Genomic DNA, 25702 nt, shown 5'->3' on the forward strand with positions numbered 1-25702 from the left:
CTCGTTGTCCTCAGGTTCGGTTCGGCACGCGCGTGACGAAGACGCGGTGGCCGAGGGGGGTGAGCGGATGACCTTCGCCGGGCAGGCCGAGAACCCGCTCCAGGCCGACGCCGTCGAGCACCGCGTTCCATTGCGGCAAGGTCAGGAAGGTCGCGCCGGTGGCGGAGCGGCCGTCGTCGGCTTCGGCCATCAGGAACGCCTGGGAGGTCAGGATCCAGAACTCCTCGACGGTCGGTTCGGTGAGCACCAGCCAGCCACCGGCGTCCAGCAGGCCCGCCAATCGCCGCACCGACGCGTCGGTGTCGGTGGCCGCGTTGAGCACACCACCACCGATCACCACGTCGAACGAACCGCGTGGCAAAGCCGGATCGGCGTCGATGTCGAACCGGCCGAACCGCACCCACGGGTAGTCGCGCAACCGGACGGCCGCCTGGTCGAGGAAAAGCTTCGACACGTCCGTGTAGAGATAGTCGACCTCGATCCCGGCCGCCGCGAGCACGGGCAGCGCCCGCTCGGTGGTCGCGCCGGTGCCGGCGCCGACCTCCAGTACGCGCAGCGGCCGGTCGGCGGGCCAACGCCGCGCGAGGCCGCCGATGAACGCGCTGACGGCACGGTGCTGGTAGCGGCCGGTCACGTTCTCCCGGTACAGCGCTTCGGCGAGATCCGTGCGACCTTCGGGGAACAGCAGGGTGACCGCGTCGCAGGAACCGTCGAGAAGATCCGGCAGCCGCTCGGCATTGGCACGGGCGTACTCGACGGTGCCCGCGGACCCTGTCGTCTCCTGCCAGGCCCGGGCCGCCTGTGACCAGGCCCGGTCGAGCGCGGCATCGGAATAGGCCTCGGCGTCGGGCACCGGGATCAGGAGTCCGTTCTCCTCCCGCAGCAATCCTTCGGCGGAGAGGACTTCGAGCCAGCGGCGGAGCAGCCGAGGGTAGGCGACACCCTCCAGCACCTCCTGCTCGGTGTTGCCCCGTCCCCGGAAGAGACCACGCCGGTGCAGGGCGTTGAGCATCGACAACAGCGCGGTCCGGCCGAACTCGTGCACCGCGGCCACCGCCGCCCGCAGGTCGACGCCGTCCAGTTCGAGGTCTGCCTCGTCGGCGATGCCGGCGAGGAAGTCGTCGCCGACATCGACCGGCTCGATCCGCGCGAGTTCGACGCCGAGCGCGGCGCGCACCGCGTCACCGACCTCGTCACCGTGATAGCGGATGACCTTCAGCGCCGACAGGTCGGCGAGCAGGAGCGAAGGCTCGTCGGCCAGCGCACGCACCATGGCTGCCGGCAGCACCACCTCGGTGGTGCGAGAGCGTTCCAGGTGGGCCAGCACCTTGGCGGCAGGCCAGTCACCGGGGATGCCTGCCGCCGTCGCCGTGAAGAGCTGCTGTCCCGCGGCCGCCAGCGGTGACGACGGCTCGGGCAGCGTCGTCCCCGGTTCGAATCCCGCGGCGACCAGAGCCGCGTGCCACTCGTCGAGATCCAGGAACGGTGTGCGGTCCCGGTGTTCGTCGCGGGACAACAGGAACTGCACGGAGGTCAGGGTCGTCGCCGTGTCACGGACCGACTCGGTGAACACCACCTTGCCCCCCGGAGCCAGCACGCGGCGGATCCGGCGCAGCGCCGCGCCGATGTCGGTGGCGTTGTGCAGGACGTTGCCTGCCGATACGACATCCACGCTGCCGTCGGCGAAGCCTTGCCCGGCGAAATCGGCATCGAGATCGAACACCCGGCAGGAAACCCTGTGGTCATCGCCGAACCGTGCCTCGGCCGCGCGAACGGCCAACGGTGCAATGTCGGTGAACGTGTAGCTGTAATCCTTGCCGCGCAACGCCGCCAGCGCGGCGGCGGTGCTCAGTCCCGCTCCGCCACCGAGTTCGAGCACGCGCGGACCCGCCTGCCGGACGGCCTCGGCGCACGCGGCGTTGAGGTATCCGGTGAACACGTTGTCCTGGTAGGCGGTCTGCACGTCACCCGCACGCACCAGCAGATCCCGCAGCGGGACTGTGTCGTCGAGAAGGTGCGGAAGCCATGCCAGCGTCTCGCGGTGGAAGCGGGCCATCACCGGTGGGAACCCGAGAGCGGCGTAGGCGGCCTCAAACTCGTCCCCCGGCTCGCGGTACGCACCGGGCGTGCGCCCCCGTAGCGCCTGTTCCCATCGGTCCGCCAGCCAGCGGTGGCGCGGAGCGACGACGCCGGACGCGGCCGCCATCGCCTGCAGGCTGACCCGCTCCAGCACCTCCATCGCGGCGGCGAAGGTGCCTGGGTTCAGGTCGCCGAGCGCCGTGAGCCCGGCCTCGTGGAGGCTCACAGCACACCCGCCTCGAGCGCCGCTTCGCCCTCGGCCACGAACGGTGCCGCCACGCCGCACTCGCCGAGACGGGCGATCGTGACCTCGGGGTCGAGCACCTCGGCCGCGAAATGCCTGCCAGGCGGCACTTCCCGGCGGAGCACCGCGAGTACGGCCAGCGCGGTCAGCGCACCGGTCAGCGCGCCGTTGCCCCGGCCACGCAGGACGGCGGTCCTGGTGATCGGGTGACCGGCGCGCACGCCCTCCATGCGCATCAGGAGGACCACGTGCGGCTCGCGTCCGGCGAGGTCCAGCTCGCTGGCGCGGCACAACGCCGTCACGGCGCCGGCCCGATCCAATGAGCGGACCCGGTCGAAGGCGGCACGGACATGCTCGCCGGACACCGCGGTGAACCAATCGCCTCGGTCGAGCCCCAAGTGCTCGGCCACCTTCGCGCTTTCCTCGGTGAGGTACGGCAGCAGCGACACCTCACCGGGGAAGAACGGCAGGGTGACGTCAGTGCGCCGGGTCAGCACGCCCGAACGGCGTCCGCGCCGCCAGGCGGCCAGCGCCTCACCGTGTTCGGCGCCCGCCAGATAGTCGTCGGCGGCGGTGCGGGTGAATCGGTCGAGCACCCCGAGGTGGGCGACCAATCCGTGCACGGTGTCGAACTCCCGCCGCGCGAGCCAGCGCGGCAACAGTCCGGTCAGTCCCGGCTGCAATCCCGCCCCGATCACGGCCGTGCCGCCCACCGCGGCGCCTTCCGGATCCGACGCGTCGACGTGGCCTGCCCCGGCACGGACCGCCGCCCGCGCGACCCGGTCGCCGACCAGGTGGGCCGGTCCGGCGCAGTTCACCAGTACCCGGCAGCCCTGGGCGAACCGGTCCAGTGACGCCTCGTCGAGGACGTCCACGTTCCGGCTTCCACCGGTCCGCAGCGGTCCCACGTCGAGCGCGCGCAGTACCCGGACGGTGTGCGAGCCGACCTCGCCGGTGGCTCCGACGACCCCGATCATTTCGGCTCCTCACCGGACACCAGCCGCCAGCCTTGGGTGCGGCGGCGTTCGTTCCAGAACTCGGTGTAGCGCCCGTTCAAGGCCAGTAGCTCCTCGTGCGTGCCGGACTCGGCGATCCCGCCGCCGTCGAGCACCAGGATCTGGTCCGCGGCCACCACGGTCGGCAGCTTGTGGGCGATGACCAGCAGGGTGGCGCGGTCCATCAGCGTGCGGAGTGCTCTCTGCACGTACCGCTCGTTTTCCGGATCGAGCGCGGCCGTCGCCTCGTCCAGGAGCACGATCGGCGCGTCCTTGAGCACGGCCCTGGCCACGGAGACCCGCTGGCGCTCCCCACCGGACAGTGAAGCCCCGCCCTCGCCCACCCTGGTGGCCCAGCCACCGGGCAGCCGGTCGACGATTTCGTCGACGCCGGCGATCCTGGCGGCCTCACGGACCTCTTCGGCGGTGGCCTCCGGCCTGCCCACGCGGATGTTCGCCTCCAGCGTGTCGTCGAACAGGTACACGTCCTGCATCACGACAGAGAGCTGCCCCATCAAGTCCTTTGTGGACTGTTCGCGCACGTCGACGCCACCGACGGAGACGGTGCCCGAATCGACGTCGAAGAACCGCATGATCAACCGCGTGATGGTGCTCTTGCCGGAACCGGACGGCCCGACGATCGCGGTCATGCCGCGTGCGGGCACCCGGAACGAGATGCCGTCCAGCACCGGATGGCCCGGCTCGTAGCCGAACCGCACGCCGGTCAGCTCGATCTCGCCGGGTTCGGTCACCGACCGGGAGACGGCGGGTTCGGCTGACGGCTTCTCGTCGAAGATCGAGGCGAGGCGGCGCAGGTCGTTCGCGGCCATCCGCGTCATGCCGCTGTGCGCCGCGACCTCGGCCAGCGGGCCGGTGAAGCGGGCTGTCAACGCGATCAGCGCGATCAACATCACCGGGTCGATGGCGCCGTTCACCGCCAGCGCCAGTCCGAACGCGATCACCGCCGCGAACGCGAGTTGCACGCCGAGTCCGTTGGCCAGCAGGCGTGGCGCGGCCATCAACAGCAGCGTCCGGCCCGCCGTCTTCTGGTTCTCGATCGCGTCCTCGAGGGGACGGTAGCCCTCGGTGGTGCGTCCGAACGCGCGCAACACCTGCTGATCGCGGGCGAACTCCACGACTCGGTTACCCGCGGCCGTGGTCGCCGCGTCGGTGAGTTCCTCGCCTCGGCCGACGGAGTTCACCGCCCACCGATGCGTGAGCCACAGCAACGGCGCGCACACCCACGTCGCCACCCCCAGCCGCCAGTCGAGCACGAGCATGGCCGTCGCGACGGTCGCCGGGGTGACAATGCCGCTGACCAGTGGGGTGAGCATGTGCGCGGTCACGTTGGTCACCATCAGCGTGCCATTGGTGGCACTGCGGGAAAGCCTGCCCACCTTCTCGGAGGAGAACCAGCCCAGCGGCAGCGAGGCCACGTGATCGCCGAGCCGGCGGTGCAGGCTGGTCAGGGTGATCAGGGAGAGCGCGAAACCGTGCATAGCCTGCTGGTAGCGGGCGACGCAGGTGGCGACGACGACGGCGAGCACCACGGCCAGCCAGCGCCACGCCGCGTCGGCGTCCCCGGTCAGCACGGCTCGCAGCACCGGTACGAGGGCGACCATCGCCAGGCCCTGTAACAGGGAGTAGGCCACCAGCCAGGTCAGGTAGATCTTCACCGCCCGATCATGTTTCGGGCCGAGGATCTTCATCAGATCCCGGATCATCGAGTGCTCCCCTCGGTGTAGGCGTCCCACATCCGGGCATAGCGGCCGTTCGCGGCGATCAGTTCTTCCTGTGTCCCTTGTTCCACCACGGCCCCGCCATCGAGGACGACGATCTTGTCGACGCCCGCGATCGTGGCGAGCCGGTGCGCGATGACGAGGACCGTCCGGCCCCTGGCGAGCACGGACAGCGCGTCCTGGATCTGCGCCTCGGATTCCGGGTCGGCGTAGGCCGTCGCCTCGTCCAGTACCAGGATCGGGGTGTCGGCGAGCAGAGCCCGCGCGATCGACATCCGCTGTGCCTCGCCACCGGAGAAGATCGCGTCCTCGCCGATGACGGAGTCGTAACCCCTGGGCAGGGCCAGCACGCGGTCGTGGATACGGGCGGCGGTGGCGGCGGCGATCACCTCGTCTTCGGTGGCGTCCGGGCGGCCGAGGCGGAGATTCTCCACCACCGTGCCGTGCAGCAACCGGACGTCCTGGAGGACGAAGCCGACCTTGCGGTAGAGCACTTCGGGCGCGATGTGGCGTACGTCGACGCCGCCGACGCGGACGGCGCCGGACGTGACGTCGTAGAACCTGGGCACCAGCTTGGCCAAGGTGGACTTGCCCGCGCCGGAACCACCCACCAGCGCGGTGACCGTGCCGGGCAGGCAGTGCAGACTGATGCCGGACACGACGGTGTCGGTTCCCTCGTAGGCGAACGACACGTCGTCGAACTCGACGTCGTGTCCCGCCGGTTCCCGCGGCTGCGCGGGAACCGGCAGCGGCGGGATGTCCAGCAGGGCCACGATGCGGCTCGCCGCGGCGGTCGCCTTGCGCTGCGCGGTGATCCCCTGGTTCAGCACCAGCAGGGTGGTCGGGATGATCATCGCGACGAGAACCTCGGCGAGCGCCTCGATCGGCGTCACCCAGCCCTCGGCCACGAACCAGATCCCGCCCGCGAGGCTGACCAGCGCGACCACCGGGGCGGACAGCGCCATCGAGGTGAGGGCTTCGAGTTTGAGCATCGGCCGCACCCAGCCCGCGTATTTGTCACCGAACTCACCGACGGCGTCGTCGTAGGCGCGGTGCGCGCGCTTGGCCTGTCCGAACACCTTGACCACGATGATGCCGTGCACGAATTCGACGATCGCCGCGCTGACCCGGGCCACCCCGGCGTCCAGTTCGACCATCTTCTGCACGAATCCGCGCATCATCGATCCGTAGGCCACCAGGTAGACCGGCAGGGTCGCGATGGCCAGCAGCGCGAGCCGCCAGTCCAGCCAGCACAGGTAGGCGACGCCGCCGAGCGGCAGGACGATCGCCCCGGTCATCTCGACGTCGTGGTGCGCGATCAGGTGGTGCAGATCGTCGATGTCGTCCTGGGCTGCCTTGCGCACCAGGCCGGAGTTCGTGTCGGAGTACCAGCCGAGCGGCACCCGGCCGAGCCGGTGCACGATCCGGCGGCGCAGGCTCGCCTGCAGCCGATGGTCGGCGGCATGCGTCACCGACAGCGCGGCACCGTTGGCCGCCCAGCCGATCACCAGCGCGAGGGCGACGACCCCGGCGATCGGCCAGACTTCGGCGCCGTCGACCGGTCCGGGTTCAAGCAGGACGCGGCCCAGTTCGGCAATGCCGACGAAGGGCACCAACGTCGCGAGGGTGCCCAGCGCGGAGAGCACGACACCCAGCCTGGTCAGCGAAGCCACCGGCCTGCGCAACGCATGCAACGCGGCCCCGGCGGCCTTGGGGTCCCTTGTGGACTCCCTCGTGCTCACGAGCGTGCTCCCCGGGTGATCGAAGCCCCGAGTTGGTAGGCCACCACCTCGACGTGTGGTTGCTCGATGACGCTGAAGTGGTTTCCTGGCACGTCGGTCACCGTGAACTCGCCGAGACACAGGTCCTCCCAGAACGGTGCGGCGAGGTGACCGACGCCCGCGGTGACACCGAACGACTGCTGTTCGGAGGCACGCAGGAAGGTCATGTCACCGGCGTAAGGCTCGGGGTCGAACCGGGCGGCCCGCATGCTGTGCCGGCAGACCTCGAACAACGCGGGCACCAGTTCCGGGCCGACCGGGATGCCGGCCTGGCTCGCGGCGGCCTCCGCGTACGAAGCGAGCCGCTCGGCCTGCGTGCGCTCATGCTGTCCGCGTACGGCGGCGGCGACCGCCTCCAGCCCGGGATCACCGGTCAGCGAAGCCATGGCCCCGGCGGGCACCTTGCGGTCGTGCTCGGCCATCAGCCCGTCGATCGCCCGGTAGACGTCAGCACCGTCCACGTCGGGACCGAACACCGTGGCGACCGGGTCAAGGTTGAGGTTGGGCACGAAAATGGCCTCGAACGCCAACTCCTCGTCGGTTTCAAGGAACATCGGGATGCTGTCGACGAGCGTCAGGTCCGCGACCTCGGCACCGCGTTCGAGCAGTCGCCGGGCCACCTCGGTGGCCAGCAGCCCGCCGAGGCAGTACCCGATGAGCTGGAACCTGGTGTGCCCCTCGGCCAGCAACCGGTCGGTGTAGTCGTCGGCGACCCGCCCGATGAGTTCCTTCGCGTCGATGGACAGGTAGGTGTCGGTGTCGGCGACCGCGATTCCCAGCACGGGCCCCAGGTCCTGGGCCACCAGCGCGTTCGCCAGTGCATGGAAGTAGTCCATCGTGCCGAGTGCCGCGTGGAACAGCACCCGGGCCGGGCCGTCGCCTCCGCCGCCGAAGGGCACCAGCAGCGGGTTGCCCCGGTCGTCGCGTCGCGCGATGGGCGCGGGCCGGTCTCGGGCACGCAGTGACGCGGCCAGGGCCGCCACCGTCGGCTCGTTGAGCATCTGCCGCAGCAGCGTGTCGTAGGCGACGTCCGCCGCTTCAGGCACCTGTTCGCGCAGCTGCCCGGCGACCCTCGCGAGGATCAGGGAGTCGGCGCCGCGGTCGTAGAAGCTGTCGTGCCGCCCGATCCTGGCCAGCCCGAGCGCCCGCGCCCACAGCACGCACAGCCTGCCCTCGAGCTCGTCCTCGGCGACACCGTCGTGATCGCCCGCGTCGTCGGCGGCGGCGGGGCGCCAGCCGGCCAGCGTCTTGCGGTCGATCTTGCCGTTGCCGGTGAACGGGAGTCCATCCACCACCTGGAGGTGCGACGGCACCATATGCACGGGCAGCCGCCGGGCGAGGAACGAGGTCAGCTCTTCGGGGGTGACGGACGCGCGATCGGCCTTCACCCGCTTCGCGAACAGCTGGATCCCCTGAGCTGCTTGGGGATGGTCGTCGCCCGGCAGGGACAGATCGGCGCCGCCGATCAGGTCGAGCCAGTCCTGGCGGGACCGCAGCGCCGGGCCGTCCATCATGAAGCCCTGCGTCAGCATGATGTGCGGATGCTCGACGACGGGTTCGGTGAACACGAGCCACCCGCCGGGAGCCACCAGATCCAGTACCGTTTCCGGCCGCCGCACGCTGTTCAGCACGCCGGCGCAAACCACGACGTCGAACGAGTTCGGCGCGAAACCCTGCGACCGGTGGTCCTGGTCGAGGTCGAACAGCCCGAAGCGGACGCCGGGGTGCTCACCGAAGCGTTCCCGTGCCTCGGCAAGGAAGAACGGCGAGACGTCGGTGAACAGGTAGTCGATCTCGTGGCCCGCGAGCATCGGTAGGACGGCGTCGGTGGTCGCCCCGGTCCCCGCGCCGACCTCCAGGATCCGCAGCGGCCCGCCGGTGTGCGCGGCGGCGATCCGGTTGAGCACCGCCGCGGCGGCGGCGTTGAGGTACCGGAAGATCGGATTGTCCCGATAGACCGCACGCGCCCGGGCCATGTCGCCCTGGGGGAACAGCAGCTCGAACGGGTTCTGCTCGCCGTCGAGCAGTTCGTGCACCCGCTCGACATGGGCACGATGAAACGCCAGGAACTCAGGCGTGCACAGGGGGTCGTCGTCGAGCAGCGACCACGCCTCTTCAGCGCTGATCCCCATGGCATTGATCTCCGGGGCGCCGGCGACCAGGTCGCGCCAGTGACGGGCGAGCCAGCGGTGCCGTTCGTGCACTTCGGGATGGCACGCGAGAGCTTCACGCATCGAGGTGAGCGCGGCCTGGTGCAGCAGCCGGACGTGCCTGGCGACCTGTGCGGCGTCGAAGTCCGCGACCTGCCGGTCCGCGAACCGGCCTGCCATGGCGAGATCGGGTGAGGTGGCCGGTTCGAGAAGGCGAGCGGGTTCGACGAAACCGAGCAGCGCCCGCTCGCCGTGGCGCTCACCCGCCACCACCGCGGCCGCCGCGCCCACAGCGTCATGGGCCAGCAGCGCCGCCTCCACCTCGCCCAGTTCGACCCGGTGGCCCCGGATCTTGACCTGGGCGTCCTCGCGGCCGAGGAACTCGATCTCCCCGCCAGGCAGATATCGGCCGAGATCGCCGGTACGGTAGAGCCGCTCCCCCGCGACCGTGACGAACCGGGCCGCGGTCAAAGCGCCGTCACCGAGGTAACCCGTCGCCAGCCCGGCACCGCCGATGTACAGCTCGCCGGCCGTCCACACCGGACAGTCGCGGTGGGCCTGGTCCAGTACGCGGAAGGTCTGGTTGGTCAGCGGGACGCCGTACGGGATGGAGGTCCAGTGTCCGGGCACATGGTCGATGGGATGGTGAATCGACCAGATCGCGGCCTCGGTGGCGCCGCCGAGACCGATCACCTCCAGGTCCGGGGCGAACGCGCGGATTTCGCCGGGCAGCGTGACCGGGATCCAGTCACCGGAGAGCAGCGCGAGCCGCAACGTCCGCAGCGACACTGGTTCCGAGGGCAGGTAATGCGCCAGCATCTGCAGCTGCGCGGGCACCGAGTTCCACATCGTGACGCCGTGGTCGGCCACGAGCCGGGCCCAGTGCGACGGGTCGGCGGGCCGGGCGGGATCGGGCAGGACGAGCGCCCCGCCTACCGAAAGCAGACCGAAGATGTCGTAGACCGAGAGGTCGAATCCCAGCTGTGCCAAGCCGAGCACGCGGTCGGCCGCGGTGACGCCGAAGCGGCGGTTGACGTCCTCGACGGTGTTGGCGGCGGCCCGGTGGGTGATCATGACGCCCTTGGGCTCACCGGTCGAGCCCGACGTGTAGATGACGTAGGCGAGCGAATCCGGGTCCCCTCCGGCGACCACGGGGATGTCCTCGACCGGTGATGGGTCCTCGAACCACGCCTGGGTCACGACGTGGCCGGCGGCGGCGACGAGCTTGTCCCGTCGTAACGGCGGCTGTGTGGTGTCCACCGGCAGATAGACGCCGCCCGCGAGCAGGATCCCGAGCACCGCGGCGATCTGATCGGGCCCCTTGTCCAGATTGACCGCGACCAGCTCGCCCGAAGCGATTCCCTTGGCGCGCAACGCTTCCGCGACACCTCCCGCCTGGCGAGCGAGTTCGCCGTAGGTCAGCGTTCCCACCGGGCCGATGACAGCGACGGCGTCCGGTGTCCGGGCGGCCTGGTCGAACACCCCGGCGTGCAGCAACGCGGACGTGAGCGGCGCGGCGGTGTCGTTGACCCGGGCACGTTCTTCGGCCTGCCACGCCGGCAGCGGCACCAGATCGGTGACGAGCCACGCTTCCGGTGATTCCGCCAGCCGGAGAAGAGCGGTTTCCAGCGCCGCGAACATGTCCTCGATCAGGCCGTCGGGGAAGATGCCCTGCCGGACGTCCCAGTTGACCTGGAGCCCGTCGGCGTCGTCGGTGACCTGGCAGTCGAGGAAGACCTGCGGGGTCTGGGTGATGCCGGACCCGGTCCGGCCGCCGAGGCCGATCGCGCTGGTGAACACGATCGGCATCAGCGCGGCGTCACGGTCGCGGCGGCGGGCGATCTCGCGCATGACCTCGACGCCGGAGAACAGCCGGTGATCGAGGTCGTCGAACATCCGCGCGCCCGTCCGGGCGGCCCACTCGTGGAAGGGCAGCCCCGCCGAGTCCTCCACGGCCAGCAGGCTGACCGACGTGAAGTCGCCGACCAGCGCGTTCACCTGCGGATGCAGGGGCTGCCGGTTGAGCAGGGTGAGGTTGAGGCTGAACCGCGGGCGACGGGACCAGCGGCCCAGCACGGCGGCGTAGGCGGCGAGAACCGCCGTCGAGGGGGTGATCCCGTGCTGGCGGGCTTGCTCCCGCAGCCCCTCCCACTGTGGTGCGGAGAGCCTGGCGTGGTGACGGCGGAAGCCGACCGGCCCGGATTCCGTGCCGCTGAGCGACGGCAGTTCGGGCGCGCGTGGCAGGTCGTCGATGCGTGCCCGCCAGTAGTCGCGGTCCGCGCGGTAGCGAGCGGTGTCGCGCAGCCCGCGTTCGGCGAGCAGGTAGTCGCGGAAGGTGATCTCCAGCGGTGGCAGCACCACGTCCGGGTTCGCCAGCAGCTGGTCCAGTTCGTCCAGCAGCACGCCCGCGCTGGCCCAGTCCGCGATCAGCGAATCCATCGAGATGTGCAGGACGTCGCCATCCGGGCGGTGGGTGACCCGCAGGTCGAACAGCGGCCACACATCGGTCTCGTAGTGGCGGTGCCCGAGTTCGGCGCGGACGGCCTCCACCGATTCGGCCACCGGGACCGGGCATCGCGACACCTCGGGCAGGACGTGCTGGTAGCCGTCGCGTTCGACGACCGCGCGCAGCATGTCGTGCCGTCGCACCAAGGCGTTCCACGCGTCCTCGACCCGAGCCGCGTCCAGTTCCGGATAGCGCACCTCGAGGTAGCCGTGGCAGGCCACGCCCCCGAAGCCGAACGACTCGCGACGGCCGAGCAGATACGCCGTCTGCACGTCGGTCAAGGGAAACGGTTCGTGGCGTGCCTCCTCGTCGTGGGTGACGGCGGCGGGTTCGCCGTCGCGAGCGAGGAGTTCCACGATCTCGGCTTTGTGCGCACGCAGCGCGGTCCGCCACTCGTCGGTGAGCACCCCGTGAGGGGCACGGAAGCGGATCTGGCCGCTGTCCTGCCAGAGGTCCACCCCCAGAGTCCGCAATTCGGCAACGATCTCGGGTGCGCTCATGCCGGTAGAACTCCTTCAGTGATGGGGGAAACGAGCAAACGGGTCACGAGCTTCTCCGGATCCTCGCCGACCGGGAGCAGGCCCGCGGTCGGCCCGGACGCGACGGCGCGGCCACTGGCGAGCACCAGGACGCTGTCCGAAGCCGACGCGGCGACCCACGGGTCATGGGTGATCAGCAGGACCGCTACGCCGAGCTCGGCGCGCAGTTCGGCCAGCAGGTCCAGAACCCCGGCCTGGGTCGCGGTGTCCAGCGCGGAGGTGACTTCGTCGCAGATCAGCACCTCGGGGTCGGCGGCGAGCGCACGGGCCAGCGCAACCCGCTGACGCTGACCACCGGAGAGTTCACCTGGCAGCCGTGACGCCAGTGCGGACGGCAGCCGCACGGCCTCGAGTAACCGGGTGACTTCGATGTCCTGGGCCGACCGCGACGTGATTCCCCGCAGCCTCCGCAGCGGCCTGGAGAGCGCGGTGCGGACGTCCTGGCGCGGGTGTAGCGCCTCGGCCGGATTCTGTGCCACCAGGGCGATCGCGGCACGTTCGGCAGTGGAACGCCCACGGACTCCGGGCGCCAACGCGGTGCCGTGCAGCAGGACGGACCCACTCTTCGGCCGATGCAGCCCGGCCAGGCACCGGGCAAGGGTGCTCTTCCCGACTCCGGACACCCCGAGAACCGCGAGACAGGCGCCGCGGTGGAGATCGAAGTCCACATCGGACAGAATTGCCCGCTCGCCGAAGGATGCGGCCAGCGAACGTCCACTGAGGACAATCGCGCGATCTTCTTCCCTGGCTGCCGCGCGTGTGACCGGGACCGCCGGGGCGGCGGTCACCTCGACTGCGGACCGGTCTTCGGTGACCTTGCCCGCGTCCAGCACCACGACCCGATCGACCAGTTCGCGCACGGTGCTCAGGTCATGACTGACCCAGAGCAGGGCGACGCCGGTTTCGGTCTGCCGCCGGATCTCGCGCAGGACCTCGGCTTTGGCGACGAGGTCGAGTGCGGTCGTCGGCTCGTCGAGCACGAGCAGCCGCGGTTCGCGCGCCAGCGCCGCGGCGAGGACCACCCGCTGTTGCTGACCGCCGGAGAGCTGATGCGGGTAGCGGCGCGCGAACGCGTCCTCACGTGGCAGTCCGACGCGTCCCAGCAGATCGCGCACGCGTCCGGCCCGGGCGGCGCGCGGGGTAGGGCCTGCCGCGGAGAGGAGGATCGAGGAGATCCGCGCGTAAGGATTGAGGGATGCGCCGGGGTCTTGGCCGACGTAGCCGATCGTGCCACCCCGGACTCCCGGCGCCGGTGTGGGCAGCATGTCCTTTCCCCGCACCGAAACTCTTCCGCCACCGTGCCGGACACCGGATCGCAGATGGCCGAGCACCGCCAGCGCGAGAGTCGTCTTGCCGGAGCCCGACGCGCCGACCAAGCCGACCGATTCCCCTTCGGCCAGCACGAGATCGACACCGGCCAGGACAGGGCGGCCGCCGGCCAGCAGGCGCAGGTCCCGCACTTCCACGAGCGCGGTCATCCGAGCACTCCCCTCGACCGCCGGGCCAACGCGTCCGAAGCGAGGTTGGCCGTCACCGCGACCAGCGCGATCCCGGCCACCGGGGCCAGCAGCGCCCACGGCTGCAAAGCCGCTCCGGGCAACGCTTCCACGATCAGCAGTCCCCAATCCGAAGCCGATGTGCCGAGTCCGAGGAAGCCCGCCGCCGCGACCAGATAGACGGCCGCGACGAAACGGATGCCGAGATCGGCCAAAACGGTGCTCGCCACCAAAGGGAGGATTTCGCGGCCCAGCAGCCACGCCCAGCTCTCGCCGCGGGCGAGAGCCACCTCGACGTGGGCTCGGCCGATCACCTGTTCCGCCGCCGCGCGGGTGATCCGGGCCGAAAGCGGGACACTCGAAAGCGCCACCGCCAGCACGATCCCCGCCCGGTTCGGCAAAGCCGTGAGCACTAGCAGCAGCACCAGAATCGGCGGGACGGCGGCGAGCAGGTCCAAGGGGCGCAGGAAGATCGCTTCCACCCAACGCCTGCCGGAAGAGGCCAGTGCTGTGAACAGCCCCGCCGTCACCCCGGCTCCCGAGCCGATCAGTGCGGCGAGCGCGCTGGTGAGCAGCATCGGCGCGCCGCCGTGCAACAGCCGGGAAAAGACGTCGCGGCCGAGTTGGTCGGTGCCCAGCAGACCGGCCGTTCCCGGCGGGGCGAACGGCGGACCGATGGGGGCCGTGGCCGGATGCGGCGCGACAAGCGGTCCGAAGAGGACGGCCAGTACCGCGAGACCGAACAAGGTCCACTTGAGCCTGGTCACCGTGTTCCCGTCCGCAGCCTCGGGGTCAGCAGCACCACGGCGAGATCGGCGAGCACGAGCGCGGCCAGCATCGCCGCGCCGAGGATCAGCACGAGTGCCTGCACCACCGGCAGATCGCCGGACTGTACGGACACGACCAGAAGTTCCCCGATGCCCGGGTAGCCGAACACCTTCTCCACCAGTACCGCCCCGCCGACGAAGGCGACCCCGGTCACCAGCCACACCTGCGCCGCGACCGGCAACACCGTCGGGACGACGGCCCGGCGCAGCACCGTACTCCCGGAAGCCCCGCCGAGCCGCAGGAACTCCACGTGCGGGCTCGCCAGTACGGCACACGCCGACGCGCGGATGACCCGCACCGCGTAAGCCAGTCCGACCAGCAGCAGGCTCAGCACCGGCAGCACGAGTACTTCCGGATACGCCAGCGGACTCGCGCCCACCGGCAGCAGCGACACAGCGGGGAACATCCGCAGGCTCACCGCGAACAGCAGCACCAGCGCTCCCGCCACGACGAACTCCGGCACCGACACCAGGAGCAGCATGCCCGTCGACACGACCCGGTCGGCCGGCCTGCCTCGGCGCCACGCCGCCCACAGACCGAGCACGAGCGACAGCGGCGCGAGCAGCAGCACCGCCATGGCCGCCAGGAGCGCGGAGTTGCCGACCCGGTCGGACAGCATCTCGGTGACCGGCCGACCGGACGCCGAGATGCCCAGGTCACCGCGGAAAAGACCGGCGACCCATTCGCCGTACCGGGCGAGCACCGGACGATCGAGACCGAGGTGGTGCCGGAGTTCGGCGATCCGCTCGGGCGGGGTGCTCGGGCCGAGCCTGCTGGTGACCGGATCCCCTGGCAGCAGATCGACCCCGACGTAGACGACGAAAGTCAGCAGTGCCAGCAGAACAGCGCCTGCCGAGAGCCGTCCCGGGAGAGAACGGATCACGCGAGCCCGGCCTTGCCGAGGTAGGGGTACTTGGCCTGGTCACGGACCGTGATGCCCGCCACCGCCTTGCGGGCGAGGCTCAGCACGTCGGCCTGCCCCCACACCACGGTGTTGCCCCGGTCGTACATGATCTCCTGGGCGTCTTTCCAGGCCTTGGCCCGTTCGGCCTCGTCGGCACTGCCGATGGCCCGGCCGAACGCCGCGGTGAACCCGTCGTCCTTGAGCGCGAGCGGCGGGTAGGCGGCGAGCCTTCCGTAGATCACGGCCAGGGGTACTGCTCCGCTGGAGAAGGCGACCGCGTTCGCGGCACCGACAGCGTTCGGCTCGAAGAACTCCGGCGGGCTCACGATATCCGCGCGGACCTTCAGCCCGGCTTCCTTGAGCTGCTCGACCAGCAGCTGAGTGGAGGCGTTGTAGCCGATCTCCCACTCCGCGGTGCGGATCACGATCTCCGTCGCGTCGGCACCGGACTCCTTGACCAGTTTCCTCGCCTGGTCGAGATCACGCGCGGGAACGTCACGCGGCGTGAAGTACTTGGCCCCGGCGCACAACAGGTCGTTGCCGGGCACGCCGTAGCCCAGCAGGACGGTGTCCACCAGCGCCCGCCGGGAGATCGCCAGCCGCACTGCCTTGCGGGCCCGCGGGTCGTCGAATGGCTTGCGGGTCGTATTGAGCACCCAGCCGTAGGCCGTCCGGTTCTCCTCGCCGGCGGTGCGGACTTCGAAGTCGTTGCCGGCAACACCGGCTTTACCTGTGATGAAGGGGATATCGCCCGCGTAGTCGGCCTGGCCGGTGACGACCGCGTTCACCTTGGCCTGCGGATCGGACAGGCTGAGCAGCACCAGTTCGTCCGCCGGGGCCTTCCCCGACCAATGTCCGTCGAACCGCTTGAGCCGCGACTCACGGCCGGCCTCGAACACCGTCACCTGATAGGCGCCGGTACCGATCGCGGTGGCCCCGGTGAACGTCGCACCGTTCTTCACCATCTTGCCGGGAAAGGCGGCCAGGAACAGTGCGGGGTCGCCCACCGGCCGACGGGCGGGAACCACGAGCGTGAACGGGTCGCGGATCTGGAGCTTGTCGAAATCGAAGTACGCGGAGAGCTGGCTCGGATAGGCCCGCTCCGGGGAACTCATGAACCGGAAACTGTAGGCGACGTCGTCTGCGGTGAACGGCGATCCGTCGTGCCATTTCACGCCTTCGCGTAACGTCAGCACGAACGACGTAGCTCCTGGTCCCACCTCGATCCCGGTCGCGAGTGCGGGCACGACCTCACCACCGCTCAGCGTGAACAACGAGTCGAACACGACATCACCGCGCACGAAGTCGACGGGCGAACCACTGCCGAACGGGTCGAGACTTTCGGCCGCTCCGCCGCCGGTGAACACCGCGCGCAGGACGCCTCCTGACCTCGCCACGGAGGGAACGGTGTGCCGCACCGGTCCCGAGGCGGGGATCGACGTGCCACACGCATTGAGGAACGCGCCCGCGCCGGCGACGCCGGCCGCGAGTCCGGCCGTCCGGAACAGGACACGACGATTGATGGACATGATCTCCTCCGGGTGGTTCAGCAAGGCAGAAAGACCGCGCCGTGCAGCAGAGCGGGGTCGAGCGGGCGGTTCAAGCCGGGCAACACGACAGCGCGGATCTCGGTCGCGTCCGCGTCGCGAAGCTCGAAATCTCCCCCGCCCGCGGTGAGCCGGTCGAACTCCGTGCGTTCAGTGGGTGCGACGTCCACGAGGACACGGCTCACCCTCTCGGCACCGTTGGCGTGCGACACGTTCGCCGGATGTTGCGGAGGGTCGTACGGGGTGACCAGGAACGGGGTCCGGTCGTTCCGCGGGTAGGTGAACGCGAACGCCGTCGTGGAACCGTCGGGTTTGGTGCGTTTCCAGTTCACCACCCGTCCCGCGCGCCGGAGTTCCTCCCGGCCTGCGAGCACCGCCGCGTCGCAGAATCCTTCGCCGGCACGAGCCCAGCGAGTCATTCTCGCCCCCGCGCCCCGGCCGAACGCCAGATTCAGTGGCACCGTCATCAATGACGCGCCAGGCGGAGTGGAGAGCAGTTCCACGATCGGCCCCGAGCTGAACCAGATGTGGGCGTGCCGGGCCTTGCGTCCGGCCGAGGCGTAGTCGACGGTGAACCCGAGTTTCCGGAAATCCCGGACGGCTTGGTGCAGGTCGTCGACCTTCAGCAGAACGTGGCTGCAGTTCATGCGGTGCCCTTCACGGCGAGGAGGTCGGCGAGCGGGATCGGTTCGGGCTCCGGTGGTTCCACCAGTTCCGGCATTCCGATCCGGGCGGTGAGGGCGCTCCACATCCGGGACACGCCCAGCGCCCACTGGCCGTCGGTCATCCGCCGGTTCGGCTCGGCGGCGGCCCTATGCAGTGCGCGCAGGCTCTCCGCGACCGCATCGGGCCACAGCTCCGCGAACACCTGGTGGTAGGTGCCAGGTGCCTCCTCGCCGAGTACGACAGTGCTGGGCACGTCCAGGCGTTCGGTGCCGGGTCCGGCCATCATCAGCCGGCCGGTTTCGTCCCGGGGCGAGTGCAGGCGCGGATTCCACAGCACCGGACCGTGCGTGTCGGCGAGGGACAGCACACCACCCTCACAGCCGACCGAGATCCGGTGCAGGAGGTACGAATGGTTGTCCGGGTCACCAGGATGCACCTGATTCTGGATTCTCAAGGTGACCGGCACACCGCCGACTTCGGCGTGCATGCTCGAGAACGGTTGCCGCTCCGCGCTGTGCGCCTCACCGAACGCCCACGGCCGCAGGCCGCCCGTCATCCGGCCGAGCACGTCCAGCAAGGGATAGGCGACCTGGCTGTTGCAGGCTGCGTCGATGAAGTCGAGCCTTTGCCTTCTCCGCAGCACATCCGCGGCGGCCAGGAACCTGCGCACCGGCCGGAGACGCGGATACAGGGTGTTGACCGCATACGCGACCTCGTTCGCCCGCGCGATCCGCAGGTTCGCGGCGATTTCGTCGGCATGCACCGGATGTTCCTGCAGGACGTGTACGCCCCTGCGCAGGAACGCTTGCGCCAGTTCGGTTCCCTGACCGCCGAGCGCACCGGACCGGACGACCACGCAAGCTGTGCCCACGTCGCCGGGCACGTCGTCCACCGACCCGAACAACGGAACCCCGTAGCGCGCCGCACAGTCCCGCGAATAGTCGCTCCCGTTCGCCAGGATTCCGGCGAGGGTGAGGTCCGGGGCCGCCGACACCGCGTCGAGGTAGATCCGTCCGAACGCCGTCCCCGCCACCACCACACGGGTCACGACGTCGCCGCCGGGACGAGCGCGGGAACCGGCGGCACCAGAAACCGCGATACGCTGTGCAGCTTCTCCACCGTCTCCTCGAACTCCCGGTCCGGAGTGGACTGCGCCACGATCCCGGCGCCCGCGCGCAGCCAAGTGCGCCCATCGCGGCGGAACACACTGCGCAGCACCAGTGCGGCGTCCATGGCACCGTCGGAATCCATGGTGAGTACGGCTCCGCTGTAGAGGCCACGGGTGCCAGGCTCGACCCGGTGGATCACTTCGCAGGCCTTTGCTTTGGGGATTCCCGAGGCCGTGACCGCCGGGAACAGCGCTGCCAGCGCGTCCAAGGCCGTCCGGTCGTCCGCAAGCGTGCCCGCCACATCGGACGCCAGATGCTGTACGGTCCCGCGCTCCTTGACCGACATGAAATCAACCACGTGCACCGATCCCGGCACGCACACCTCTGCCATCTCGGCGGCGGCGAGCCGCACTGAAATGGCGTGTTCGAAGACTTCCTTGGCGTCGCAGTACAACTCGTCACGACGTGCCGCGTCGACGGGCGCGTCCCCCTCGAACGCCCGCGTCCCGGCCAGTGGCTGGGTTCTGACGGCGCCGTCCGCGCCGACTCCCGCGACGATCTCCGGACTGAACCCGGCCACCTCCCAGCCGCCGAGACGCAGCAGGAACGACCGCGCGGGGGTGTTCCCCTGGCGACCTGTCACGTAGGTCGCCGGGAAGTCGACCTCCTCCTCGATCGGCACGACACGGGAGAGGATCACCTTGTCCAGCAGGCCGGCCCGGATATCGGCCACGGCTGCCGCGACCGCGTCCCGGTACCCGAACCGGTCTTCGCGGTCATCGACCGCCACCCTGTCCGAAACCAGCGGAGAGGTCGCTGACACCACCGCGCCGGAGAGCCGCTGTTCGAGTGCGTCCACTTCGGACTCGGTCGCCGCGCGCAGGATCGCCGCGCCGTTGGCGAGCCGTATCTCACGGAGCGGCACCGCGAGATACGCCAACGGATCGTCCGTGCCGGTGCGAACACCTCCATGCAGCAGGTGGCTCCACTCGAAACTTGCCCAACCATAGGCTCGCCACCCCGATGTGGCGATGGCGCCAAACGCATCCGCGACCGCCGCCGACGGTCGCTCTCCGGGGAGTTCGGTCCGCTTCCCGTTCTCGGTCAGCGTCACGCCCGTGGCGTGCACGGTGAAAACGGCCGCTTCGCCTTCGGCCCAGCAAACCGAGCCCTGGTTCTCGTAGACCATATGGGGTTCGGTGGAACCTGCTGCCAACGCGCCCGCGACCCGGACGTAGTCCGAATCGAGCGGGATCCGACGTTCGACTGTCACGAACTGCCTCTCATCACCGGGATGGGACGGGCGAGGAGATCCAGTACGGCCTCAGCCTCGTCGATCAGGTAGAAGTGCCCACCAGGCAGCAGGATCAGGTCGAACGGTCCGGTGGTGTGGTCGGCCCAGCGTGCCGCCTGCGCGGCCTTCACCTCGGTGTCCTCGTTCCCGATCACCGAAGTGATGGGGCAGCTGAGGTCCACGCCGGACACGTGCCGGTAGGTCTCGGCGAGCCGGAAGTCCTCACGAATCGCGGGCAGGAACACCGACCGCGCGTCCGGGTCGGCCAGGAGAACGCCGTCCGTGCCACCGAGTCCGACCAACTCGTCTACCAGAGCATCGTCGGACATCAAGTGGACCGACCCGCCTGGCGAATCGGACGGCGCTCGCCGTCCGGACACCACGAGTCGTGCGGGCATGATTCCGTCGCGAAATTCAAGAGTCCGTGCCACCTCGTAAGCCACAAGCGCACCGAGGCTGTGTCCGAAGAGGACGATCGGACGCTCGTCCAGTGAGACGAGGGCTGAAGCGATGTCCTCGGCGAGAGTGGACATCCCCACGGTGAACGGCTCGACCAGACGGTCCTCCCGACCGGGGTACTGCACGGTCACGACCTCGAAGGCAGGCGAAATCGCGGCCGCCCATGAGGCGTAGGAACTGGCCGCGCCCCCAGCGTGCGGCAGGCACACCACGCGAGCCTCAGCCCTCGGCCTTGACTCGTGGCAGCGCAACCACGTGGTCGATGAGCTCACAAACCCCTCCTCCGAAGGTCACTGACAGCGATCGGAATTTCACCGGTTCGATACATCGAGCCACTATCGACAACGGTAGTCACTTTCATTAGTGCTAGGCAACCGGCACCCCGGGCCGCCCACCTGCCAGCCCTTCGACCCGATCCATTTGCATACCAAGGGATGCTTGGCCCAAACAAGCAGGTCAAGGTCGTCGGGAGCAGCTGAGGTTAGGCTAGCCTTTGCTCAATCCTGGTGGCAGTTGATCACTCATCCAGCCCAGCAAATAGGAACTTTCAGGCAGATCTTCAAGACTCGAGGACACAGTCGCCGGAGCCGCTGACCGAAGTCAGCCGAGCCGAGCTCAGCTGACCGCAGCACCCAGGTTGTCTCGGCGAACGGCTGGTTCAGCCATGGCCGGATCTCCCAACCCCCTGGGAGCCTGGGGATCTGCTTCCCCGACGGTCGTCCGAGATCTCGGTCACTCCAGTGTGGACGATCAGGCATCTCGGCCGGCCGAGCATCCCACAAGCGCCGATACCCATACGGTGCGCAACGCGCAGACCAAACCGTGGCCGAGACACGCGCCGGCCAGATCGTCTGCACTCTCACCCCGGTCAGCGGGCGCGCCGAGCGCATGGCCGGAGCCATGCCGACCGCGTCCTCAGCGTGGAACGGAGACAGGGAATGACAGCCGACTCGTCGGGACCATGCCGGGTTTCGAAGGCTGCTTCACGACTCCACACCAGCTTCGCACCGTAACTGAGGATCACCATCCGGTTCGTGCTCATCAGTGAATCCACACCGATTGCGTCCGGCCAACACGCCAATGATCCGACTTCTCCTGATTCTGATCACGCACAGCACAACGGCATAATGCCTCCAGACGAGATCGGCGCGCAGGCGGGCGCTAACGGTGGCCACCTATTTTCGACCGATAGTGCACGCCACTACGGTACAGATTGAAATTGATCACTACCGCCGAAGAAGGGCGTCATGCGTCAAGCTGAACACCTTTCACATAAGCTTCCGCATACTCATAGTGTCGCGAGGAGTAGTGCGTGTTCCCCGATGTTGTCGTACTTGGTCTCGAGCATGCGCCCTCCGTGGCTGCCGGACAGTCCCGTCACGCGCCGCGCCGCAGCCCGGACCGATGGCGCCCACCTGCTCCCCGACATGCAGGTCGCACTCGGGACCACCACCTGTTCAGGCCCCTCTGACGAAAGGGAACTGCCGATCCCGGAACCCACGCCTTCGGACCGGAAGCGCCCCGACGACCGTGAGCGGCGTGACGCCGGACGAACTTGCCGCCTTTTCACCACTACCTCTCAGACAAGAAACGCGATGTCCCGGTACGAATGGGAAGTCGACCACTCCGGAATTGAAATGATCCGCACCAAGAGCGAGCCGGAACGCGATGAGGTGACCACCCACAGAATTTATGACAGCTTCGAGTCACCCTCCGACATCGCTGTCTTCATGGAACACCACGTGTTCGCCGTGTGGGACTTCATGTCTCTGCTGAAAAGCCTGCAACGTCAGTTGACCTGCGTGGAGGTGCCCTGGATTCCACAGGGGCACGCGGCCAGCAGGCGACTCATCAATGACATCGTCCTTGTCGAAGAGAGCGATGAGCTGGATTCGGGATTCAGTAGCCATTTCGAGCTCTATCGCGCCGCCATGGCGCAAGCCGGCGCGAACACCCGAGCCATCGACGAGTTCCTCGCGGCCCTTCGGCTCGGGAAAACCGTGCCGGATGCACTGACCGTCCCCCGGATTCCAGAGCCATTGGCGAAATTCGTTTCGGCGACCTGGCGGCTCATCACCGAGGCACCCGCGCATTGCCAAGCCGCCGCATTCGCCTTCGGCCGAGAGGACCTCATTCCGGAAATGTTCGACAAGGTGATCTCAGATGAGCCCGCCGACGACCGCTTCCGCTTGTTCCGCAGCTACCTCGAACGACACATCGAAGTCGACGCCGACGAGCACACCCCCATGGCGATGCAGATGCTCGCCGACCTTTGCGGCGACGACGAAGCCAAGTGGGATCAGTGCGTCGGCACCGTTCGCTCGGCGATGCGCGCCCGAGCCCGCCTTTGGGACGGCATCGTCCTCGCGATGGAGTCCACCCTGACCGGCGTCCGGTGAACGTAACGCCTGCCCGGACAGGCGTTGCCCCAGGAATTCGAGGGGTTCCGGGAGGACAGTGACCCACCGACGAACGGGCAGCGTCCGACGCGCACCCTTGGGATTTCGGCCTGCGTATGGCCCTTCTGCGCGGGCAGCTCGATCACGGCTTCGAGACAGTTCCGAAACTCGCGTCCCTGCCGGGGATCTATCCATAAAGGACCCATAGGTGTGCAGGACGGTGCAGCGTGGGATGAGGAAGCCCCCGACTAGGGCAGCGACTCCCTAACCGATCGACACGGGGGCTTCCTCACTCGCCACTCTCCGGCGCCACACTCGGGGCAGTCAAGAGGAAACCGACCCGGTTGCCCATAATGATCAGCGTTTTGCACTGGCACCCCCTCGTGAGAATGTGGTCACCCCAGCCTGCAACTGACCGTTACTCCACCGGGACGAGGGGCCACCGATTCAGACCGGACCATTGCCGGTGAAGCAACACCGTGCACAGCCGGAAATATCCACCGACGGACCATGGGAGAAACGGCAGCGGTCCGCTCTACCAGCCGGGGCCTTCCGGCGGGAGCGGACCGCTGCCCTCCTATCTCCTCCACGTGGCAACCCCGAGTGTGGGTGTGCAGGGGGTTCATGACCGCCACGCAACGACCAACCTAACCCAACCGTCAGCGTCAATGTGGGCAGAAAATCATGACAGAAGCACCCTTACCGGCAGCGCCAGATCCCGCGCTATCACAGCGATCAGGTGAGCAGCCCGCTCACCACGCTGGTCCACCCCCAGCGAGCGCCGATGCTCTCGGTGTCGAAGCCGCCCGAGATCCCCGGCGCCGAACGCTTCCGCGGCCCGATCGACCACACTGGACACTGCCAAAGCCGGAAGCCCGGGTTAGGCGAGGGTGGGCTCGCGGGCCTCCGCGAGGCGGTCACCCGACACGTCGAACCAGCTCGCTCCGTCGAGGTCGGGCCGTACCCGGCACTCAGCGCCCGGTTCCAGCTGGAGCTCCCCCGGGATCTTGGCGAGGTGGAGGTCGCGGGAGGCCGCCGCACCCACCTCCGTAGTCGCCGGCCCCAGCTTGAAGCCGACGATCATCTCGGCCCCCAGGTGCTCGACGGTCACCGCGTGCGCGACCAGACCCTCCTCTCCCACGGAGATCCGCTCGGCACGCACCCCCAGCTGCACCTCGCCCGCGGAGACCGGGCAGTCCGCCGGAGCGGGCAGGGTCTGTCCGTCGACCGTGATCGTCCCGTCCTGCACTCGCACGGGCAGCACGTTCATCGGCGGCGAACCAATGAACCGCGCGACGAACGCGTTGGCGGGACGGTCGCAGATCTCCTTCGGCTTGCCGTACTGCTGGACCACGCCGTCGTTGAGCACGACGATCCGGGTGCCCATGGTCATGGCCTCCACCCGGTCGTGTGTGACGTAGACGAAGGACTTGCGCACCCGCCGGTAGAGCGCGGCGATCTCGGCGCGCATGGACGTGCGCAGCTTGGCGTCGAGGTTGGACAGCGGCTCGTCGAGCAGGTAGATCGCGGGCTCGCGGACCAGCGCCCTGGCCACGGCCACGCGCTGGCGCTGCCCGCCGGACAGCGCCTTGGGCCGCCGGTCGAGGTATCGCGTCAGCTCCAGCATCTCGGCGACCTCGTCGATCTTCGCGACCATGTCCGGGCGCTTGAGCGCCTTGCGCCGCGCCAGGTTGCCCACGATCGGGATGTGGTGCCACCACCGGTGCTCGTCCATCAGCAGCGGAACGCGATGTTGGCGCGCACCGTCATCTGCGGGTAGAGCGCGTAGGACTGGAACACGAAGGCGACGTTGCGCTCCTTCGGCGACTTGGCGTTGACGACCTCGCCGTCGAAGCGGAGCTCGCCGCCGGAGACCTCGGTGAGTCCCGCGATCATGCGGAGCATCGTGGACTTGCCGCAGCCTGACGGGCCGAGCAGGACGAGGAACTCCTGGTCCGGCACCTCGGCGTCGAACTCACGGATGACCTCGGTGCCTCCGTAGCTCTTGCGGAGGTGGTCGAACGCGATGACCGGCATCATGATCAGCCCTTCACAGATCCGGCGGTCAGCCCGGAGACGATCCGGCGCTGGACGAGCACGAAGAAGACGACGGCGGGGATGGTGAACAGCACGGCCGCGCTGAAGACCGTGTCGAGCGGGGTGGAGTACTCCCCTATGAAGGACGCGATGCCGGTCGAGGCGACCCAGCTCTCCTTGTCCTGCATGAAGGTGGTGGCGAACAGGTACTCGTTCCAGCCGTCGAAGAACGTGATGACGGCGGCGGCCGCGAGCGACGGCACGATCACCGGGGTGACCACGAACTGCAGGATTCCGAGGCTGTTCGCCCCGTCCACCCGCGCGGACTCCTCGATCTCGTAGGGCACCCGGGCCGTGTCGACGGCATGCTGCAGATCAGTCATCCTGGTAACTGCCATTCCGTGTCTCAATCGGGTTGAACGGATGGCACGTACCGGGCCAGGGATGGACAACACAGTGACGGGTGTCCTGGTGGCACAGGCTCCTATCAAGTCACATCCCCTGGCCTGGTCACGTGCATGAACAGAGACCCAGCACGAGTCGGCAGATCTTTCGCAAGACAACCCTCAACCAGGGCGTCAGTGGCTTTCCGGGCCAGACCCCGCCAGGCCTCCATCCACACACATCATCATCACTGTGGCTTTCGCGACGCGGCCACCCCACGGCCGCGAGCGAATCCCCGCCACCCGACACCTTTGCCTTACCCCTCAATAGGTGTCAGGGATCGGCGCACCAGTAGCCATCGTGCCCAGCCTGGCGGGGTGCTGTCCTCGCACACCGGTAACGAGGGGACCGCCCAGTCGTTCTTCCCCGCGAGCGGCGCCAGCAGGCCACGCACGTGGGCACGGGGGTGCCCGGTGATCCAGACAGCAAGATCCTCATCAGTCAACACAAGACCGGCAGACCACCAGGACTGTTCCAAGATCGGTG

Annotated in this window: 17 protein-coding genes; 1 reads left to right on the forward strand and 16 read right to left on the reverse strand. The window is 68.9% G+C overall.

The annotated features are described in order from the left end of the window. Positions 1–10: 10 nt before the first annotated feature. From H074_RS38900 to H074_RS35800, 13 genes are read right to left on the reverse strand one after another with little or no spacing between them, the layout of a single operon-like run. Entirely contained in the window at positions 11–2305 is a 2295-nt protein-coding gene (locus H074_RS38900) for a methyltransferase (protein WP_007034973.1), read from the reverse strand. Further along, positions 2302–3300 carry a hypothetical protein gene (locus tag H074_RS35745; RefSeq protein WP_007034974.1) on the reverse strand — a complete coding sequence of 333 codons (999 nt, stop codon included), beginning with the start codon at positions 3298–3300 and terminating at the stop codon, positions 2302–2304. The genes H074_RS38900 and H074_RS35745 overlap by 4 nt, the downstream gene beginning before the upstream one ends. Continuing rightward, positions 3297–5042 carry an ABC transporter ATP-binding protein gene (locus H074_RS35750; protein ID WP_007034975.1) on the reverse strand — a complete coding sequence of 582 codons (1746 nt, stop codon included), beginning with the start codon at positions 5040–5042 and terminating at the stop codon, positions 3297–3299. Before H074_RS35750 ends, H074_RS35745 begins: the two co-directional genes overlap by 4 nt. Next, positions 5039–6799, reverse strand: coding sequence for an ABC transporter ATP-binding protein (locus H074_RS35755; protein ID WP_152521560.1), 1761 nt, complete (start codon positions 6797–6799; stop codon positions 5039–5041). The genes H074_RS35750 and H074_RS35755 overlap by 4 nt, the downstream gene beginning before the upstream one ends. Further along, positions 6796–11994 carry a non-ribosomal peptide synthetase gene (locus tag H074_RS35760; RefSeq protein WP_007034977.1) on the reverse strand — a complete coding sequence of 1733 codons (5199 nt, stop codon included), beginning with the start codon at positions 11992–11994 and terminating at the stop codon, positions 6796–6798. Before H074_RS35760 ends, H074_RS35755 begins: the two co-directional genes overlap by 4 nt. Continuing rightward, on the reverse strand, positions 11991–13511 hold the full coding sequence (locus H074_RS35765) for an ABC transporter ATP-binding protein (RefSeq protein ID WP_007034978.1): 1521 nt from the start codon (positions 13509–13511) through the stop codon (positions 11991–11993). The genes H074_RS35760 and H074_RS35765 overlap by 4 nt, the downstream gene beginning before the upstream one ends. Next, complete coding sequence (locus tag H074_RS35770; RefSeq protein WP_007034979.1) at positions 13508–14296, reverse strand: ABC transporter permease; 789 nt, start codon at positions 14294–14296, stop codon at positions 13508–13510. Before H074_RS35770 ends, H074_RS35765 begins: the two co-directional genes overlap by 4 nt. Continuing rightward, complete coding sequence (locus tag H074_RS35775; protein WP_007034980.1) at positions 14293–15240, reverse strand: ABC transporter permease; 948 nt, start codon at positions 15238–15240, stop codon at positions 14293–14295. Before H074_RS35775 ends, H074_RS35770 begins: the two co-directional genes overlap by 4 nt. Beyond that, entirely contained in the window at positions 15237–16790 is a 1554-nt protein-coding gene (locus H074_RS35780) for an ABC transporter substrate-binding protein (protein WP_007034981.1), read from the reverse strand. Before H074_RS35780 ends, H074_RS35775 begins: the two co-directional genes overlap by 4 nt. A 17-nt stretch (positions 16791–16807) precedes the next feature. Then, positions 16808–17455 carry a VOC family protein gene (locus H074_RS35785; RefSeq protein WP_007034982.1) on the reverse strand — a complete coding sequence of 216 codons (648 nt, stop codon included), beginning with the start codon at positions 17453–17455 and terminating at the stop codon, positions 16808–16810. Further along, positions 17452–18522 (reverse strand): Gfo/Idh/MocA family oxidoreductase, encoded by a 1071-nt coding sequence (locus tag H074_RS35790; protein ID WP_007034983.1) that lies wholly within the window; start codon positions 18520–18522, stop codon positions 17452–17454. The genes H074_RS35785 and H074_RS35790 overlap by 4 nt, the downstream gene beginning before the upstream one ends. Then, on the reverse strand, positions 18519–19856 hold the full coding sequence (locus H074_RS35795) for a salicylate synthase (RefSeq protein ID WP_007034984.1): 1338 nt from the start codon (positions 19854–19856) through the stop codon (positions 18519–18521). Before H074_RS35795 ends, H074_RS35790 begins: the two co-directional genes overlap by 4 nt. Beyond that, entirely contained in the window at positions 19853–20608 is a 756-nt protein-coding gene (locus H074_RS35800) for a thioesterase II family protein (RefSeq protein WP_152521561.1), read from the reverse strand. The genes H074_RS35795 and H074_RS35800 overlap by 4 nt, the downstream gene beginning before the upstream one ends. A 1323-nt stretch (positions 20609–21931) precedes the next feature. On the opposite strand from H074_RS35800, the gene H074_RS35805 reads away from it, so the two are divergent. Beyond that, the gene (locus H074_RS35805; RefSeq protein WP_007034986.1) at positions 21932–22735 is read left to right on the forward strand and encodes a DUF3050 domain-containing protein; all 804 of its coding nucleotides are present in this window, start codon (positions 21932–21934) and stop codon (positions 22733–22735) included. 880 nt (positions 22736–23615) lie between these two features. Here the strand turns inward: H074_RS35805 and H074_RS35810 are convergent. From H074_RS35810 to H074_RS35815, 3 genes are read right to left on the reverse strand one after another with little or no spacing between them, the layout of a single operon-like run. Continuing rightward, on the reverse strand, positions 23616–24470 hold the full coding sequence (locus tag H074_RS35810; protein WP_007034987.1) for an ABC transporter ATP-binding protein: 855 nt from the start codon (positions 24468–24470) through the stop codon (positions 23616–23618). Further along, a complete protein-coding gene (locus tag H074_RS41335; protein ID WP_007034988.1) occupies positions 24470–24775 on the reverse strand; it encodes an ATP-binding cassette domain-containing protein in 306 nt (101 codons plus the stop codon). The genes H074_RS35810 and H074_RS41335 overlap by 1 nt, the downstream gene beginning before the upstream one ends. Before the next feature lie 2 nt (positions 24776–24777). Continuing rightward, positions 24778–25155 (reverse strand): carbohydrate ABC transporter permease, encoded by a 378-nt coding sequence (locus H074_RS35815; RefSeq protein ID WP_007034989.1) that lies wholly within the window; start codon positions 25153–25155, stop codon positions 24778–24780. Between the last annotated feature and the right edge of the window lie 547 nt (positions 25156–25702).

This window comes from Amycolatopsis decaplanina DSM 44594 (assembly GCF_000342005.1).
Lineage (GTDB): Bacteria > Actinomycetota > Actinomycetes > Mycobacteriales > Pseudonocardiaceae > Amycolatopsis > Amycolatopsis decaplanina.